The sequence below is a fragment of the Burkholderia sp. IDO3 genome, from assembly GCF_003366075.1.
Taxonomy (GTDB): Bacteria; Pseudomonadota; Gammaproteobacteria; order Burkholderiales; family Burkholderiaceae; genus Burkholderia; species Burkholderia anthina.
The window spans coordinates 2,278,319-2,295,738 of record NZ_CP028963.1 but is presented as its reverse complement, the minus strand read 5'-3'; the positions used below and the strand labels follow the sequence as shown (position 1 = coordinate 2,295,738).

The 17,420-nt window shown below is 68.0% G+C and carries 16 protein-coding genes; 8 read left to right on the top strand and 8 right to left on the bottom strand.

All coding sequences use genetic code 11. The annotated features are described in order from the left end of the window. Window positions 1-69: 69 nt before the first annotated feature. Together DCN14_RS25290 and DCN14_RS25285 are read right to left on the bottom strand one after the other, a co-directional pair. The gene (locus DCN14_RS25290) at window positions 70-1,626 is read right to left on the bottom strand and encodes a DEAD/DEAH box helicase (RefSeq protein ID WP_096507306.1); all 1,557 of its coding nucleotides are present in this window, start codon (window positions 1,624-1,626) and stop codon (window positions 70-72) included. 370 nt (window positions 1,627-1,996) lie between these two features. Next, on the bottom strand, window positions 1,997-2,266 hold the full coding sequence (locus DCN14_RS25285; protein ID WP_096507307.1) for an acyl-CoA-binding protein: 270 nt from the start codon (window positions 2,264-2,266) through the stop codon (window positions 1,997-1,999). Window positions 2,267-2,407: 141 nt separating this feature from the next. Between DCN14_RS25285 and tsaB the strand changes: the two genes are divergently transcribed. From tsaB to DCN14_RS25265, 4 genes are read left to right on the top strand one after another with little or no spacing between them, the layout of a single operon-like run. Beyond that, a complete protein-coding gene (tsaB, locus tag DCN14_RS25280) occupies window positions 2,408-3,175 on the top strand; it encodes a tRNA (adenosine(37)-N6)-threonylcarbamoyltransferase complex dimerization subunit type 1 TsaB (protein WP_096507308.1) in 768 nt (255 codons plus the stop codon). Beyond that, window positions 3,172-3,672: a ribosomal protein S18-alanine N-acetyltransferase gene (gene rimI, locus DCN14_RS25275; RefSeq protein WP_096507309.1), complete on the top strand. Its 501-nt coding sequence runs from the start codon at window positions 3,172-3,174 to the stop codon at window positions 3,670-3,672. Before tsaB ends, rimI begins: the two co-directional genes overlap by 4 nt. Further along, window positions 3,659-4,693 (top strand): uracil-DNA glycosylase, encoded by a 1,035-nt coding sequence (locus tag DCN14_RS25270; protein ID WP_096507310.1) that lies wholly within the window; start codon window positions 3,659-3,661, stop codon window positions 4,691-4,693. Before rimI ends, DCN14_RS25270 begins: the two co-directional genes overlap by 14 nt. Further along, window positions 4,690-5,649 (top strand): DUF1853 family protein, encoded by a 960-nt coding sequence (locus tag DCN14_RS25265; protein WP_096507311.1) that lies wholly within the window; start codon window positions 4,690-4,692, stop codon window positions 5,647-5,649. The genes DCN14_RS25270 and DCN14_RS25265 overlap by 4 nt, the downstream gene beginning before the upstream one ends. An 18-nt stretch (window positions 5,650-5,667) precedes the next feature. Here the strand turns inward: DCN14_RS25265 and thiD are convergent, their stop codons facing one another. After that, window positions 5,668-6,477 (bottom strand): bifunctional hydroxymethylpyrimidine kinase/phosphomethylpyrimidine kinase, encoded by an 810-nt coding sequence (gene thiD, locus DCN14_RS25260; RefSeq protein WP_096507312.1) that lies wholly within the window; start codon window positions 6,475-6,477, stop codon window positions 5,668-5,670. Window positions 6,478-6,535: 58 nt separating this feature from the next. Then, on the bottom strand, window positions 6,536-7,843 hold the full coding sequence (lplT, locus tag DCN14_RS25255; RefSeq protein WP_096507313.1) for a lysophospholipid transporter LplT: 1,308 nt from the start codon (window positions 7,841-7,843) through the stop codon (window positions 6,536-6,538). A gap of 218 nt (window positions 7,844-8,061) precedes the next feature. Between lplT and alr the strand changes: the two genes are divergently transcribed. From alr to DCN14_RS25240, 3 genes are all read left to right on the top strand, one after another. Continuing rightward, window positions 8,062-9,132, top strand: coding sequence for an alanine racemase (gene alr, locus DCN14_RS25250; protein WP_096507314.1), 1,071 nt, complete (start codon window positions 8,062-8,064; stop codon window positions 9,130-9,132). Window positions 9,133-9,143: 11 nt separating this feature from the next. Next, window positions 9,144-10,520, top strand: coding sequence for a DNA repair protein RadA (gene radA, locus DCN14_RS25245; protein WP_096507315.1), 1,377 nt, complete (start codon window positions 9,144-9,146; stop codon window positions 10,518-10,520). Window positions 10,521-10,669: 149 nt separating this feature from the next. Continuing rightward, window positions 10,670-10,936, top strand: coding sequence for a DUF2866 domain-containing protein (locus DCN14_RS25240; protein ID WP_096507316.1), 267 nt, complete (start codon window positions 10,670-10,672; stop codon window positions 10,934-10,936). 158 nt (window positions 10,937-11,094) lie between these two features. Here DCN14_RS25240 and DCN14_RS25235 read toward each other — a convergent pair whose 3' ends face one another. After that, on the bottom strand, window positions 11,095-13,026 hold the full coding sequence (locus DCN14_RS25235; RefSeq protein WP_096507317.1) for an ATP-binding cassette domain-containing protein: 1,932 nt from the start codon (window positions 13,024-13,026) through the stop codon (window positions 11,095-11,097). 136 nt (window positions 13,027-13,162) lie between these two features. Here DCN14_RS25235 and DCN14_RS25230 point away from each other — a divergent pair, with 136 nt between their 5' ends. Further along, a complete protein-coding gene (locus tag DCN14_RS25230) occupies window positions 13,163-13,642 on the top strand; it encodes a glutathione peroxidase (RefSeq protein WP_096507318.1) in 480 nt (159 codons plus the stop codon). Window positions 13,643-13,773: 131 nt separating this feature from the next. On the opposite strand, the gene cls is transcribed toward DCN14_RS25230, so the two are convergent. From cls to dapE, 3 genes are all read right to left on the bottom strand, one after another. After that, on the bottom strand, window positions 13,774-15,213 hold the full coding sequence (cls, locus tag DCN14_RS25225) for a cardiolipin synthase (protein ID WP_096507319.1): 1,440 nt from the start codon (window positions 15,211-15,213) through the stop codon (window positions 13,774-13,776). A 113-nt stretch (window positions 15,214-15,326) separates the two neighbouring features. Further along, window positions 15,327-16,235 (bottom strand): 50S ribosomal protein L3 N(5)-glutamine methyltransferase, encoded by a 909-nt coding sequence (prmB, locus tag DCN14_RS25220; RefSeq protein ID WP_096507320.1) that lies wholly within the window; start codon window positions 16,233-16,235, stop codon window positions 15,327-15,329. Window positions 16,236-16,246: 11 nt separating this feature from the next. Further along, window positions 16,247-17,386: a succinyl-diaminopimelate desuccinylase gene (gene dapE / locus DCN14_RS25215; protein WP_096507321.1), complete on the bottom strand. Its 1,140-nt coding sequence runs from the start codon at window positions 17,384-17,386 to the stop codon at window positions 16,247-16,249. Window positions 17,387-17,420 lie beyond the last annotated feature (34 nt).

Below are 17,420 nucleotides of genomic sequence, written 5' to 3'. Positions count from 1 at the left end.
AAACCGGCGCGGATGCGCCGGTCTGCCCGATGGGTAGGGCGGGGCGGCCGAGCGGCCGCCCGTGCGTGCTTACGACGCGGAATTGCTGCGACGCGGGCCGCTGCTGCGCTGGCCGTCGCGACGCGGGCCGCCGTCACGGCTGCCGCTCGGCTTGCCGCTCCAGCCGCCGCCATTGCCGCCGCCGTAGCTGCGGCCGCCGTTGCCACCACCGTTGCCGCCGTAACCGCCGCCCGGCTTGCCGCCGAAACGGCGACCGCCGTTACCGCCGCCCGGACGGCCGCGGCCGCCGGTGCCGCGATCGTTGCGCGGGGGCGCCTTGCGCGGTTCGAAGCCTTCGATCACGTTGACCGGCAGCGGCGCGCGCACGAAGCGCTCGATGCGCTTGAGCGCGCCTTGCTCGGCGTGGTGCACGAGGCTCACCGCGGTGCCCGAACGGCCGGCACGGCCCGTACGGCCGATACGGTGCACGTAGTCTTCCGCGAACTTCGGCAGGTCGTAGTTGAACACGTGCGTGATGCCCGGGATGTCGATACCGCGTGCCGCGACGTCGGTCGCGACCAGCACGCGCACGCGACGCTCGCGCAGCGCACGGATCGTGCGGTTACGCGCGCCCTGCGGCAGGTCGCCGTGCAGTGCGGCCGATTCGAAGCCTGCGTCGGCGAGACGGCCGGCGAGCTGGTCGGCGTCGATCTTGGTCGCCGTGAAGATGATCGCCTGGTCGAGCGCGTCGTCGCGCAGCAGGTGATCGAGCAGGCGATCCTTGTGGTCGCGGTCGTCGACGTAATGCACGGTCTGCGCGATGTTCGCGCGCGATTCGAGGCGCTGCTGGATTTCGATGCGCTCCGGATCCTTCAGCAGGCGGCTCGTCAGCGAACCGATCTTGCCGTCGAGCGTGGCCGAGAACAGCATCGTCTGACGCGACTCGGGCGTGGCGGCGACGATCGTTTCGATGTCGTCGATGAAGCCCATGTCGAGCATGCGGTCGGCTTCGTCGAGCACGAGCATCTTCAGCTCGGACAGGTCGATGCGGCCACGCTCGAGGTGGTCGAGCAGACGGCCCGGCGTTGCAACCAGGATTTCCGGGTTCTTCGCGAGCAGCATCAGCTGCTGGCCGTAAGCGACACCGCCGAGGATGCTGACGGTGCGCAGGCGCTTCAGGTGCTTGCCGTAGGTCGACGCGGCCGTGGTGACCTGCATTGCGAGTTCACGGGTCGGCGTCAGCACGAGCAGGCCCGGGCGGGCGACGGGCTGCGGGCGGCGCACGCGGCGGTCGCCCTGGTTCGGTTCACGCGGCGCGCGCGGTTGCTGCGCCAGCGTCTTCTGGAGTTGCGCGAAGCGTTCGATCGCGGGCAGCATGAAGGCAGCGGTCTTGCCCGAACCGGTCGGGCTCGATACCAGCAGATCCCGACCGGCGATGCCGGCCGGGATCGCGCGCTGCTGGACCGGCGTCGGCTTGGCGTAGCCGGCGGCCTGCAGCGCGGAGACGATCTCCGGCGACAGCCCGAGCGACGCGAAAGTCGGCTCGTCCGACGCCGGTTCGACCGCGGCCGGTGCGGCGGCGTCGTCGAGACCGAGCGCCTGGTCGGCGATCGCGTTGAGCGGGCTGGTGTTGATGCTCGAAGTCATAACAATCCTTGAAACACAGTGGGTGAAACGTCGGCGCCAATCGCGCATACCCAAGTCGTCGGATTCAGCGAGCAAATCGGGAAACGGGTGCAATCCGCCGAACCTTCGGCGGATGAGGCATTAGAAGCTGTTTTGGGTGCGGCGCGCTTCTGGAGCGAGGCCGCCAGCCTAGTTGACGACCGCGAGGGTCGAAGCAGGAGGGGACAGGTTCTAAACCGGATTGGAGCTTAACGCTACGAGGCGTCAGGCCGGAACGGCTTACGAGCCGAGCGCGGGAGGTGACGCAGGCCGCATTATAAAGACTTTTGCTGCGCTGCGCCACTGATTTGATTGCCTATTGCGTTGCCTACCGCAGGCGGGGACGGAGCGATCAGGACGCCGTGCCGTTCTTCAGCGATTCGACGAGCTCGATGTACTGCTGCTTCGCCGCATCCTGCGACGTGCCTTTCAGCGCGTCCCACGCATCGTACTTGTACTTGCCGACGATGTCGGTGAAGCCCGGCTTGTCGCCGTGCGCATCGCCGTCGGTGGCCTGCTTGAAGAGCGCGTACAGGCGCAGCAGGGTCAGGTTGCCCGGACGCTCGGTCAGTTGTTTGACGTCGACCTGGGCCTGGTCGAATTGGGCGGTGAGTTCGCTCATCGTGTGTCTCCGTAAGGGTTTCAAGTTGGGGCGATCTTAGCAAGCGAAGCGCCGCGCGGGGTCGAGCGATCCTTCCAAACCGACGGCGGCGCGGGCGCAGGGGCGGAATCGGGCCCGATCGCCCGTGGGAGCGGGGCTACAATGTCGGCCATGACGCAAACAGTGCTCCTCGCCATCGATACGTCGACCGAATACTGCTCGGTCGCGCTGCTGCGCTCGGCTCAGGCCGATGACGCCGTTTCCACCCCGCAAACCTGGGTCCGCCACGAACTGACGGGCGCCGTGTCGAGCACTCGCGTGCTGCCGGCGATCCAGGAGATTTTTGCCGAATCGGGCCTGACGCTCGCCGACTGCGACGCGATCGCGTTCGGCGCGGGCCCCGGCTCGTTTACCGGACTGCGCACCGCGACCGGCATTACCCAGGGCCTCGCGTTCGGGCGCGGGCTGCCGGTCGTGCCGATCGGCACGCTGCTCGCATGCGCCGAGCACGCGCGGCTGCGTGCGCCCGGCACGACGCGAGTGCTGGCTGCGCTCGACGCGCGAATGGACGAAGCGTACTGGGCCGACTTCGCGTGGGACGACAGTACGGGCGACTGGCGCACGCTGCATCCGGCTTCGCTCGATGCGCCGGGCGCCGTCGGCGTACCCGACGCGCCGTTTACGCTGGCGGGCAACGCGGCGGCTGCATTCGGCGCGCAGTTGCCGGCCGCGGCGCGCGCGGCCGCGATCGACGGCGAAGCGCTGCCGCATGCGCTGGCGGTCGCGCATGCCGCGCTGCGGGCGTTTCGCGCCGGCCGTGCGGTGCCGGCCGATCAGGCCGCGCCAGAATACGTGCGCGACAAGGTCGCGCAGACCACCGCGGAGCGGGTCGCGGCGCGTGCCGCGCAGGCGGGCGGAGCGAAAGGATGACCGGCGTACTGCTGAGCGACCGCTATCTGTCGCCGATGACCGATACGGATCTCGACGAGGTCGTCGCGATCGAGCAGGTCGCGTACGAATTCCCGTGGAGCCGCGGCAACTTCGAGGATTCGCTGCGCAACGGCTATTTCGGCGTGTGCCTGCGGCACGTGACGGGCGCGCTCGTCGGCTACTGCGTGCTGATGCCGGTGATCGACGAGATGCACCTGCTGAACCTGTGCGTCGCGCCGGCCGCCCAGCAATCGGGCGCGGGCCTCGCGCTGCTGCGTGAAGCCGTGCGCGTTTCGCGCGCGGAAGGGCTCGACGGCGTGCTGCTCGAGGTGCGACCGTCCAATCTGCGCGCGGTCCATCTGTACGAGCGTTTCGGTTTCGTCACGATCGGCCGGCGCAAGAACTACTATCCGGCGCGGCATCGCAGCCGGGAGGACGCGATCGTGATGCGTCTGACGCTGAACAAGGATGGAGGGGACGCGCATGACGTGGGCTGAAGCAGCGCTCGAGGAAATGGGGCTCGCGCAGCGCTGGGTGCGGCGCGGGCAGCGCGTGGAAAGCGCCGCGGCGACCGAAGCGCCCGCTGCGGTGGACGAGCCGTCTGTCGTTGCGGCTGCAACCGTCGCGCAAGCGTCGCAGCCGGCGGTCGAGCCGGCGCGCGACGCGCAGGTTCCGGCAGCCCGTGAACGCGCACGTGACGATGCGCCGCCGGCTGGCGGGCCCGCGCGCGGTGCGGTGCCGGCCGATGGCGCGGGCAACGCTGCCCGTGCGGCGATCGCCGAAGGTCGTGCTCCCGTGCAGCGCATGCCGGCGGCTGCCGCGGACGACATGCCGCCGGTCACCGAAGACGATTTCGCGTGGTTCGACGCCGCGCCGCCGGGCGATCCGCTGCCGGCCGCCGAGCCGCGTCCTGCCGCAACGCCGGTTGCGGCGCTCGACTGGGATGCGCTCGCCGCGCGCGTGGCCGGTTGCACGAGCTGCCGTCTGTGCGAAAAACGCACCAACACCGTGTTCGGTGTCGGCGATCGCGACGCGGACTGGATGCTGGTCGGCGAAGCGCCGGGCGAGAACGAGGACAAGCAGGGCGAGCCGTTCGTCGGCCAGGCCGGCAAGCTGCTCGACAACATGCTGCAGTCGCTGTCGCTCAAGCGCGGCGAGAACGTCTACATCGCGAACGTGATCAAGTGCCGGCCGCCCGGCAACCGCAATCCGGAACCCGACGAGGTCGCGCGTTGCGAGCCGTACCTGCAGCGCCAGGTCGCGCTCGTGAAGCCGAAGCTGATCGTCGCGCTCGGCCGTTTCGCCGCACAGACGCTGCTGAAGACCGACGCGAGCATCGCGTCGCTGCGCGGGCGCGTGCACCAGTACGAGGGCGTGCCGGTGATCGTCACCTACCACCCCGCGTATCTGCTGCGCAGCCTGCAGGACAAGTCGAAGGCCTGGGCCGATCTGTGTCTCGCCCGCGACACGTTCCTGCGCGCAGGCAGCGCCGACGCGAACGAGCCGTCCGGACAATGACGAGCGGCGCGGCGTTCGCGTTCGTCGATACGCTGCGCGATGTCGCGGTTCGTGACCTGGGCTGGCTCCTCGCGAGCCCGAGCCTGCTCACCGCGGCGCCCGGCGCGCCGCTCGCGCATCCGTGGTCGGATGCGGTCGAACGGGTGGCCGTCGAAGCGTGGCTCGTCGCGCTCGACGCCGCGCCCGAGCCGCTGCACCGGGCGCTCGACGGGTTGCGGCCCGTACGGCTCGGCCGCTATGCCGAATGCCTGCTCGAATATTTCCTCACGCACGGGCCATCGCTGCGGCTCGTCGCCGCCAATCTGCCGCTACGCAGCAACGGCAAGACGCTCGGCGAAGTCGACTTCCTCGTCGATGCGCCGGGCGGGCAGCGCCTGCACTGGGAACTCGCGGTGAAGTGCTATCTGTGCGCGCCGGTGCGTGGCGACGCATCGCTCGCGGATTTCGTCGGGCCGAATCTCGTCGACCGCCTCGACCGCAAACGTAGCCGGCTGCTCGACCATCAGCTGAGATTGAGCGATCGCCACGGATTTGCGCTGCTCGGCTACGGCGCGCCGTCCGATGCACAGATGTTCGTCAAGGGGTGGTTGTTCTATCCGCATGGAGAGCCGCTGCCGCCGGTGTCCGCGGAAATCGCGGCGAATCATTCTCGCGGCTTCTGGCTCACGCATGCGCAGTGGCCGGACTGGGCAGCCTCGCAACCGGGCGGCGCGGCCTGGAACGTATTGGCGCGACTCGCATGGCTTGCGCCGCGGTATGGTGCGGCCGATGCCGCGCCCGAGCCGCTGGCGAACGCGCTCGCGCTGCCGTCGGTATTGACGGCGCGCCAGGCCCCCGCGCTGATCGGCGTTCATCGACAGGACGGCGACGGCGCATGGCGCGAGATGTCGCGCGGCTTCATCGTGCCGGACGACTGGCCCGCACGCGCGCAGGCGTTTGCCGCAGAAGGCGACTGACGCCGCATCGCGCGGCGCTTACCACCAGCGATGAAAGTGATGGACGGGGCCGACGCCGTGGCCGACGTCGAGCCGGCCGCTCGCGGCGATCGCGCCGGTCAGATAGGCCTTCGCTTCGCGTACCGCGCTGACGAGATCGGGTTGTTGCGGCAGCAGCGCCGCGATTGCCGACGACAGCGTGCAGCCCGTGCCGTGCGTATTGCTGACGGGCACGCGTGTGCCGTCGAGCCGGACGTCATGCGCCGCATCGACGAGCCAGTCGGGGCTCGCGGCCGCATCGGGCAGGTGGCCGCCTTTCATCAGTACGGCGCGTGCGCCGGTCTTCAGCAGTGCGCAGCCTTGCCGCACCATGTCGTCTTCGGTCGTCGCGGGTGCGTCGCCGAGCAGCGCGGCCGCTTCGGGCAGGTTCGGCGTGACGACGGTTGCGAGCGGCAGCAGGACGTCGCGCAGCGCGTCGACCGCGTCGGGCGCGAGCAGCGCATGCGAACTCTTCGAGATCATCACCGTATCGAGCACGACGAAGCGCGGTGCATGACGCCGCAGCGCGTCGGCGACCGCGTGCACGATCGCCGCGTTCGCGAGCATGCCGATCTTGACCGCGTCGATGCGGATGTCGTCGAACACGGCGTCGAGCTGCGCGGTGACGAACGACGCGTCCGGCGCGTGGACGCCGGTCACGCCGCGCGTGTTCTGCGCGGTCAGCGCGGTGATCACGCTCGCGCCGTACGCGCCGAGCGCGGAAAACGTCTTCAGGTCGGCCTGGATGCCTGCGCCGCCACCCGAGTCGGAGCCGGCGATCGTCAGGACGTTGGGTATCGGGTGCGTCATGATGGCAAGGCGCCGGTTCGAAGACCGGCGTCGACGGACGGAAACGGGAAGTGTAGCGTCAGTGCCGCGATTCGCCGATCAGCGCGACCGAATCGAACTGACGCTGGTTCGCCTGGTGGCGGCGCATCACGAGCCACATCGTCAGGCACACGAACGTGCCGAACAGCACGATCACGACGCCGACCGGCACGTCGAGCCAGACCAGCACCGCGTACAGGCACAGCATCACGAGCACCGACAGGTTCTCGTTGAAGTTTTGAACCGCGATCGAGTGGCCGGCCGACAGCAGCACGTGGCCGCGATGCTGCAGCAGCGCATTCATCGGAACCACGAAATAGCCGGACAGCGCGCCGACGGCGATCAGGAACAGGTACGCGACCATCAGGTAAACCGGCAGCCGCAGGTGGCCGAAGTGCAGCGCCCAGTGCGACGGGAACAGGTTGCGCGTATAGAACGCCATCAGCATGACGGCGATGCCCATGATGATGCCGACGGGCAGCACGGTGAGCGACTTCTTCAGCGGGATGCGCGCAGCGGCCGCGATCGCGCCGCCCGCGACGCCGACCGCCACCACGGCCTGCAGGATCGCGCCTTCGGACAGCGACATGTTGAGCGACACTTCGGCCCACTTCAGCACGATGAACTGCAGCGTCGCGCCCGCGCCCCAGAACAGCGTGGTGACGGCGAGCGAGATCTGGCCGAGCTTGTCGCGCCAGAGCACCATGAAACAGTCGGCGAAATCGGTGAGGAGCTTGACCGGGCCGCGCTCCTGTTTCGGGTAGCGCGCGCCGGTGTCGGGAATCCGCAGGTTGAAGATCGCGGCGATCACGTAGATCGCCATGATGATCGCCATCGCCGCTTCGGCGGGCGTGCCGATCCAGGCGGGAGTGTGCGCGATCACGTGCGACGCGATGTGCGGGCTGATCAGCGCGCCGCCGAGCACGGTGCCGAGAATGATCGAGCTGACGGTCGTGCCTTCGATCCAGCCGTTCGCGGCGACGAGCCGGTCGGCCGGCAGCAGTTCGGTCAGAATGCCGTATTTCGCGGGCGAGTAGGCCGCGGCGCCGAACCCGACGATGCCGTACGCGATCAGCGGGTGGGCGCCGAACAGCATGATCATGCAGCCGACCACCTTGATCGTGTTGGTGATGAACATCACGCGGCCCTTCGGGCGGGAATCGGCGAACGCACCGACATACGCCGCCAGCACCACATAGGACAACACGAAGAACAGCTTGAGCAGCGGTGTCATCCAGTTGGGGGCGTGTAAGTCTTTCAGCAGGGCGATGGCGGCGATGAGGAGCGCATTGTCGGCCAACGACGAGAAAAACTGCGCGGCCATGATGGTGTAAAAACCTTTTTTCATCTGATGCGATGCTTTCGTCGCTGCGGCAGGGCCGCGTAGGCCGCCTGGTATGCGATCGGCTTATTCCGTTCGAAATGGGTTGTGCGCACGGCTTTATAACACGAAAATACGGCAATTCGGACTAGCAAGATTCCCCGATCGTTCCGCAAATTGTCGGCTTCGGTGCTCAAAAGGCGCGGTAAGCTGATGATTCGCAAGCGTCTTTACGTAAATTTCCCATGCCGCGCCCGATCTCCGCCACCATCCATACCGCCGCTCTCGCGAACAATCTCTCCGTCGTCCGCCGATTTGCCGGCCCGTCCAAGGTCTGGGCGGTCGTCAAGGCCAACGCGTACGGCCACGGTCTCGCACGCGCGTTTCCCGGCTTGCGCGGCACCGACGGCTTCGGCCTGCTCGACCTCGACGAGGCCGTGAAGCTGCGCGAGCTCGGCTGGGCCGGTCCGGTTTTGCTGCTCGAAGGGTTCTTCCGTTCGACCGACATCGACGTGATCGACCGCTACAGCCTCACGACGACCGTTCACAACGACGAGCAGATGCGGATGCTGGAGACGGCGCGGCTGTCGAAGCCCGTCAACGTGCAGCTCAAGATGAACAGCGGGATGAACCGGCTCGGCTACGTGCCGGAAAAATACCGTGCCGCGTGGGAACGCGCGCGCGCGTGTCCCGGCATCGGCCAGATCACGTTGATGACCCATTTTTCGGATGCCGATACCGAGCGCGGCGTCGCCGCGCAGCTCGCGACGTTCGAGCGCGGCGCGCAAAGCATTGCCGGTGCGCGCAGCCTTGCGAATTCGGCGGCCGTGCTGTGGCACCCGGATACGCACTTCGACTGGGTGCGCCCGGGGATCATGCTGTACGGCGCATCGCCGTCGGGGCTGTCGGCCGATATCGCCGATACCGGGCTGAAGCCCACGATGACGCTGACGTCCGAGCTGATTGCGGTGCAGACGATCGCGAAGGGCCAGGCGATCGGCTATGGCTCGACGTTCTCCGCGCAAGCGCAAATGCGCATCGGCGTCGTCGCGTGCGGCTATGCGGACGGCTATCCGCGCGTTGCGCCCGAAGGCACGCCCGTGATCGTCGACGGCATCCGTACGCGGATCGTCGGTCGCGTGTCGATGGACATGATTACCGTCGACCTGACGCCGTGCCCGCAGGCCGGCGTCGGTGCGCGGGTCGAGCTGTGGGGCAACGCGCTGCCGATCGACGACGTCGCGCGCCATTGCGGGACCATCGGCTATGAACTGATGTGCGCGGTCGCCGCCCGCGTACCGGTGCGCGCGGAATAAGGGCGTCGCGCGTGGCCAAACAGAAAACCGTCTACGTCTGCAGCGAGTGCGGCGGACAAACACCGAAGTGGCAGGGGCAATGCCCGTCGTGCCAGGCCTGGAACACGCTCGTCGAATCGGTTGCCGAGTCGCCGGCGGCCCATCGCTTCCAGTCGCTCGCGAAGCGCGCGCCCGTGCAGCGTCTGGTCGACATCGAGGCGGCCGACGTGCCGCGTTTCACGACGGGGATCGGCGAATTCGACCGCGTGCTCGGCGGCGGGCTGGTGCCGGGCGGCGTCGTGCTGATCGGCGGCGATCCGGGCATCGGCAAGTCGACGCTGCTGCTGCAGTCGCTCGCGGACATCGCGAGCGAGCGGCGCGCACTCTATATCAGTGGCGAGGAATCGGCCGCGCAGATCGCGTTGCGCGCGCAACGGCTCGCGCTGCTCGACGGCGGCGCGCCGGCGGCCGAGCTGAAGCTGCTCGCCGAGATCCAGCTCGAGAAGATCCAGGCGGCGATCGATGCCGAACGGCCGGACGTCGCCGTCATCGACTCGATCCAGACCGTCTATTCGGAGGCGCTGACGTCGGCGCCCGGTTCGGTCGCGCAGGTGCGCGAATGCGCGGCGCAGCTCACGCGCATCGCGAAGCAGTCCGGCACCGCGATCATCATGGTCGGGCACGTGACGAAGGAGGGCAACCTTGCCGGTCCGCGCGTGCTCGAGCACATCGTCGACACGGTGCTGTACTTCGAGGGCGACACCCATTCGTCGTTCCGGCTCGTGCGCGCGTTCAAGAACCGCTTCGGCGCGGTCAACGAACTCGGCGTGTTCGCGATGACCGAGCGTGGGCTGCGCGGCGTCGCGAATCCTTCCGCGCTTTTCCTGTCGCAGCATGAGCAAGTCGTGCCGGGCTCGTGCGTGCTCGTCACGCAGGAAGGCACGCGGCCGCTGCTGGTCGAGGTCCAGGCGCTCGTCGACACGGCCCACGTGCCGAATCCGCGCCGGCTCGCGGTCGGCCTCGAGCAGAACCGGCTCGCGATGCTGCTCGCGGTGCTGCACCGTCATGCGGGCATCGCGTGCTTCGACCAGGACGTGTTTCTCAACGCGGTCGGCGGCGTGAAGATCACGGAGCCGGCCGCCGACCTCGCGGTGCTGCTCGCGATCCACTCGTCGATGCGCAACAAGGCGCTGCCGAAGGGGTTGATCGTGTTCGGCGAAGTCGGGCTGGCCGGTGAAATCCGGCCATCCCCGCGCGGGCAGGAGCGCTTGCGCGAGGCCGCGAAGCTCGGCTTCACGATTGCGCTGATTCCGAAGGCGAATGCGCCGAAGCAGGCGATCGAAGGGCTGAAGGTGATGGCCGTCGAGCGGCTCGAACAGGCGATCGACAGCGTGCGCGATCTCGAATGAGCGCACGTGGCCGGCGCCATCGCACACCGGCCCGCGGTGATCTGTCGCGTAATTCTGTGTAAAGAATATGTAGGCTTCTGTAACCCGCCGGACATTGCTTTTCCCTATCCTTTGCCGGATTGTCGAACCGCGCAATGCGAAGGGAACCTATGTTGAAACAGTATGGGGAAGCGCCGAGCGGACGCCTTTACAACCTGCGCGGCTGCCGCGTGTCGGAGCCGATCGTCCACCCGTGGGGCGGAGGATGCCGGATCGTCGAATGGATCGATGACGAAGGGCGCCTCGCGCGCCGCGTCGTCTCCGAGGACGTGACGGAAGCGGAAGTCGCCGCGGCGATTCGCCGGCCGACCGAAGGGCGGCGTCACCTGATGGGCGACGACGAGCAGATGCCGCGCGATACGTTGCCGCGGCGTTGAGCGGGCAGAGCACGGCGAAATGCCGACCAAGCGGCCGGGCCAGGGTGCCCGGCTTTGTCGTTTACGGGCCCGGAGCCGGCTCGTCGCTCGCTGAAATGCCGCTTGCGCGGTGCTGCCGGCGGCGGCCCCGGCGAGTGGCCGCCGGGCCGTGTCCGGCCTCAGCCGATCTGCTCGAGTTCTTCCTGCAACGCGAGCCAGTCCGCCTCGACGGTTTCGAGCCGTGCGTTGACTTCCCCGAGCTTGCGGATCGCTTCGGTCAGTTCGGTCTTGCGCGCGGCCTCGTAGCTCGCCGGATCGGCGACGAACGCGTCGAGGCGCGCCTTCTCCGCGTGCAGCGTTTCCATTTCCTTCTCGAGCTTCGTGATGCGGTTCTGCAGCGGCCTCTTCAGTTGCGACAGCCGCTGGCGCTCTTCGGCCGCCTGACGTTTCTGATCCTTGCGGTTGACGCCCGGATCCGCGCCCGCCGCCGCCGCGCTATCGGCCTTGGCGGCCGCGCGCTGTTCGGCCGCGTGCTGCAGCAGCCAGTCGCGGTAGTCGTCGAGGTCGCCGTCGAACGGTTGCAGCCGGTGTTTCGCGACGAGCATGAACTGGTCGGTCGTCGCGCGCAGCAGGTGGCGGTCGTGCGATACCAGGATCAGCGTGCCTTCGAACTGCGCGAGCGCCATCGTCAGCGCGTGACGCGTTTCGAGATCGAGGTGGTTCGTCGGTTCGTCGAGCAGCAGCAGGTTCGGCTTCTGCCAGATGATCAGCGCCAGCGCGAGCCGTGCCTTCTCGCCGCCGGAGAACGGGCCGACGGGGCTCGTCGCCATGTCGCCCGAGAAATTGAAGCCGCCGAGGAAGTCGCGCAGTTCCTGCTCGCGCGTGTCCGGCGCAAGCCGCGCCAGATGCGCGAGCGGCGAATCGTCCTCGCGCAGCGTTTCGAGCTGGTGCTGCGCGAAATAGCCGATCGTCAGCCCCTTGCCGTCGCGCACGTGGCCCGACAGCGGCGCGAGCGTGCCGGCCAGCGTCTTGATCAGCGTCGACTTGCCCTGGCCGTTGGCGCCGAGCAGCCCGATGCGCTGGCCGTTCTGGATCGACAGCGCCACGCGTTCGACGATCGGGATGTCCGCGCCGTCGTCGGCATGGTAGCCGCAGCGGACATCCTCCATCACCATCATCGGGTTCGGCGCGGCATCGGGCGTGCGGAATTCGAACGTGAACGGCGACGCGATGTGCGCGGGCGCGATCAGCTCCATTTTTTCGAGCGCCTTCATCCGGCTTTGCGCCTGCTTGGCCTTGGTCGCCTTGGCCTTGAAGCGGTCGACGAAGCTTTGCAGGTGCTCGATCGTCTTTTGCTGCTTTTCGTATGCGCTTTGCTGCAGCGCCAGCTGCTGCGCGCGCAGCACTTCGAACTGCGAGTAATTGCCGCCGTAGCGCTTCACCTGACGATTTTCCAGGTGCAGCGTGACGTTGCAGATCGAATCGAGGAATTCGCGGTCGTGCGAAATCACGACGAGCGTGCCGGCGTAACGGTGCAGCCAGTCTTCGAGCCAGACGATTGCGTCGAGGTCGAGGTGGTTGGTCGGTTCGTCGAGCAGCAGCAGGTCGGAACGGCACATCAGCGCCTGCGCGAGGTTCAGGCGCATGCGCCAGCCGCCGGAGAAGCTGGCCACGGATTCGCGCGTCTGCGCGAGGGTGAAGCCGAGGCCGAGCAGCAGCGCCTCGGCGCGCGCGGGCGCGGTATAGCCGTCGGCGTCGGCGAAAGCCGCGTGCGCGTCAGCTTCGGCTGCGCCGTCATGCGCGGCCGATGCGGCGGCGATGCGCGCTTCGATCTCGCGCAGCGCGGTGTCGCCGTCGAGCGTGTAGTCGAGCGCGGAGCGGTCGACGGCGGGCGTTTCCTGCGACACATGGGCGATCCGCCACGACGGCGGCATCGAGAAATCGCCGGCGTCGGAATGCAGCTCGCCGCGCAGGACCGAGAACAGCGTCGATTTGCCGGCGCCGTTCGCGCCGATCAGGCCGGCTTTCTCGCCGGGATTGAGGACGAACGAGGCCGACTCGAACAGCGGCTTGGTGCCGCGCGCAAGGCTGAACTGATTGAAACGGATCACGGCGTGAATGACTGGCCAAAACCGCTATTCTAGACTGCGCGTGACTCGCCCCGGGCATCGGCCGTTCGGCGGATGCCGCAACGGCGCGATTTCGCCTAGACTCCACGTCGATCCGGTTTCGTAAAAGGAGTGCCCGATGTCCACCCTGTATTCGTTCAGCGCAGAGACGCTTGCCGGCCAGCCGGCCTCGCTCGATGCGTACCGCGGCAAGGTGCTGCTGATCGTCAACACCGCGAGCGAGTGCGGTTTCACGCCGCAGTACGCGGGGCTGCAGAAGCTGTACGACCAGTACGCAGCCCGCGGCTTCTTCGTGCTCGGCTTTCCGTGCAACCAGTTCGGCAAGCAGGAGCCGGGCGACGCCACGCAGATCGGCGCGTTCTGCGAGCGCAATTACGGCGTCACGTTTCCGATGTTCGCGAAGATCGACGTGAAGGGCGATCACGCGCATCCGCTGTATCGCTATCTGACCGGCGAAGCGCCGGGCATTCTGGGCCTGAAGGCGATCAAGTGGAATTTCACGAAATTCCTGGTCGACCGCGACGGGCGCATCGTCAAACGCTACGCGCCGTCGACGAAGCCCGAGGAAATCGCCGCGGATATCGACAAGCTGCTGTAACCGCATGAGGCGGCGGGCGGGCCGGCCGGGCTGCGTGTCGCCGCGGGGCGAGCAGGGCAGGGAACGCCGGGAGCGCGTCGCCGTACCGTCGTGCTTGTCGCCGGCGGCGGCGTTCGTGCACTCGTTACTCGCTACAGGATCGGCGCGAACAGGCGCGCGACGTGCATCGCGATGCGCCGCCACGCCGGCGATGTCCGATACTCGCTCGCATCGACCTCGTAGGCCTGCGCGAAGTCGGTATCGAGCATTGCCTCGACCTCGCCGGCGAAGGTGCGGTCCACGGTCAGCACCATGATCTCGAAATTGAGCCGGAACGAGCGATTGTCGAGGTTCGCGCTGCCGATTGCGGCCGCCACGCGATCGATCAGCACCACTTTCTGGTGCAGGAAGCCGGGCCGGTAGCGGAACACCTTCACCCCGGCATCGACGAGATCGCGCGCGTAGAGCTTCGACGCCTCGAACACGACGTAGTGGTCGCGCCGGCTCGGGATCAGGATGCGTACGTCGACGCCGCGCATCACCGCGAGCTTCAGCGCGGCGATCACCGCTTCGTCGGGCACGAGGTACGGCGTCGTGATCCAGACCCGTTCGCGCGCCGCGTTGATCGCCTCGACGAAGAACAGCGATCCGGTTTCCTGCTTGTCGGCGGGCCCCATCGGCACCGCGAGGCAGTGCATCGCGTCGTCGGGCAGCGTCGCCGGCGGTGCGGCGAGCGGCGGCAGCGTCTGTGTCGCCCAGTGCCAGTCTTCGGCGAACACGTACTGAATGCTGGCGACGACCGGGCCGCGTATCTCGATGTGAGTGTCGCGCCATGGCGACAGGCGCCGGTTCGCGCCGAGATATTCGACGCCGACGTTGTGCCCGCCGACGAACGCGCGGTTGCCGTCGACGACGACGATCTTGCGATGGTTGCGGAAGTTGAGCTGGAAGCGGTTGACGAACTTGCGATGGGTGGCGAACGGGTGGACCTCGACGCCGCCGCGGCGCAGCGTGTCGACGTAGCTGTGCGGCAGGTCGAAGCTGCCGATGCTGTCGTACAGCAGGTAGCAGCGCACGCCGGCCGCGGCGCGGGCGAGCAGCGCGTCGCGCAGCATCTGGCCGAGCGCGTCGTCGCGCACGATGAAGAACTGGACCACCACGTAGTCGCGCGCCTCGTCGATCGCCGACAGGATCGCGGAGAACGTGGCATCGCCGTTGACGAGCGTGCGCACCGCATTGCCGCCGACGAACGGCATGCCGCCGAGCCGGGTGAGCGCGAGCACGGCGGCCCGGCCGATCGCATCGGCGGTCGGCCCGTCGGCCGCGTCGGCCTCGAGCCACGGCGTGCGCGGTGTGTGCGTGCGCAACGCTTCCATCTCGTGGCGTCGTGCGTCGACGTAGCCGGAGAACTTGCTGCGGCCGAGGAACAGGTAGGGGATGAGTGTCAGGTACGGCATCGCCGCGAGCGACACGGCCCACGCGATCGCGCCTTGCGACGTGCGGGTGTTCATGATCGCGTGACATGCCGCGATGATCCCCAGCGCATGGATGGCCAGGATCAGGGTGCCGAGGTGTAGCCAGTCGAGGGTCATAAGCGCGTGACGGACTCCTGAAGTCGTGCGGCGCGGCGGCCGCTTACGCGCATCTTACCGAACCGTGCGATGCAGCGGTATGCCGTACCGCACGGTTCGGTCCCGGGGGGCCGTCAGGCCTTGCGCGGCAGATCCGACGCCTGGATCAGGAATACGCTGTCGTCGCCGGCGCTGGTGGGCAGCCACGTGAGATCGAGGCCGCCGAACGCGGCTTCGACATTCTCGCGCTCGTTGCCGATCTCGACGACGAGCACGCCGTCGTCGTGCAGCCACTTGTGCGCTTCGGCGATGATCCGGCGCACGATGTCCATTCCGTCGTCGCCGCCGGCGAGCGCCATCTCCGGCTCGTGCCGGTATTCGGGCGGCAGTGCCGCCATCGACGTTGCGTTCACGTACGGCGGATTCGTCAGGATCACGTCGTAGCGCGTATCGGGTTCGGCGCGAAACGCGGGCAGCGGCGCGTACAGGTCGCCGCGATGCAGCGCGATGCGGTCGTCGAGGCCATAGTCGCGCACGTTGATTTCGGCGACTTCGAGGGCCTTGTCGGACAGGTCGACCGCGTCGATCTCGGCGTTCGGGAACGCGCTGGCCGCGAGGATCGCGAGGCAGCCCGAGCCGGTGCACAGCTCGAGCACCGCGCCGACCTGCTCGGGGTCGGCGACGTACGGCTGCAGCCCGTCGTCGAGCAGTTCGCCGATGAACGAGCGCGGCACGATCACGCGCTCGTCGACGTAGAAGCGATGGCCGTGCATCCACGCTTCATGCGTGAGATACGCGGCCGGCACGCGTTCCGTCGCGCGCCGCTCGATCACCGCGAGCACCGCGGCGATCTCGTCGGGCAGCAGGCGCGCATCGAGGAACGGTTCGAGCGTGTCGAGCGGCAGGTCGAGCGTATGCAGCACGAGGTAGGCGGCTTCGTCGTACGCGTTGTCCGAGCCATGGCCGAACGAGAGCTTCGCCTTCGAGAAGCGCGTGACTGCATAGCGCAGCAGGTCGCGAACGGTTGCAAAAGGTGTCGTCATGCGAGGCTCCATCAGGCGATCAGTTGTTCGAGCACGCGGCGGTACACGTTCTTCAGCGGGTCGACGAAGCGCAGGTCGATGTGCTCGTCGATCTTGTGGATGCTGCCGTTCGGCGGCCCGAACTCGATCACCTGCGGGCAGATGCGCGCGATGAAGCGTCCGTCGGACGTGCCGCCCGTCGTCGACAGTTCGGTCGTGATGCCGGTCTCGGCGCGAATCGCGTTCTCCAGCGCGTTCGACAGGTCGCCGCGCGGCGTGAGGAACGGCAGGCCGCTCACCGACCACTTCAGCGTGTATTCGAGGCCGTGCTTGTCCAGGATCGCGTGCACGCGTGCCTGCAGGCCCTCGACGGTGCTCGCCGTCGAAAAGCGGAAGTTGAACATCAGGTCCGCGTGGCCGGGGATCACGTTGGTCGCGCCGGTGCCGGCGTGCAGGTTCGACACCTGCCACGTGGTCGGTGGGAAGTATTCGTTGCCTTCGTCCCACTGTTCGGCGGCGAGCTCGGCGAGCGCCGGCGCGAGCAGGTGGATCGGGTTCTTCGCGAGATGCGGGTATGCGATGTGGCCTTGCACGCCCTTGACGATCAGTTCGCCCGACATCGAGCCGCGGCGGCCGTTCTTGACGACGTCGCCGAGTTCGGTGGTCGACGTCGGCTCGCCGACGATGCAGTAGTCGAGCCGTTCGCCGCGCGCTTCCAGCAGCTCGACGACCTTCACGGTGCCGTCGGTGGCCGGGCCTTCCTCGTCGCTCGTGATCAGGAAGGCGATCGCGCCGCGGTGGCCGGGGTGGGCCGCGACGAATTCCTCCGACGCGACGACGAATGCGGCGAGCGACGTCTTCATGTCGGCCGCGCCGCGGCCGTACAGCTTGCCGTCGCGATGGGCCGGGATGAACGGCGGCGAGGTCCACTGTTCGAGCGGGCCGGTCGGCACGACGTCGGTGTGGCCCGCGAACGCGAGCAGCTTGCCGTCGCGACCGTCGGCGCCGCGCTTGACGGCCCACAGGTTGGTCACGCCGTGCGACGCGATGGTCTCGCATTCGAAGCCGAGCGCGGCGAGGCGTTCGGTCATGATCTGCTGGCAATGCTGGTCGTCGGGCGTGACGGATGCGCGGGCGATCAGCTGTTCGGTAAGGGCTAGGGTGGCGGACATGGTTCGGACCACTTTGGATAAAAAATGCCGGCGC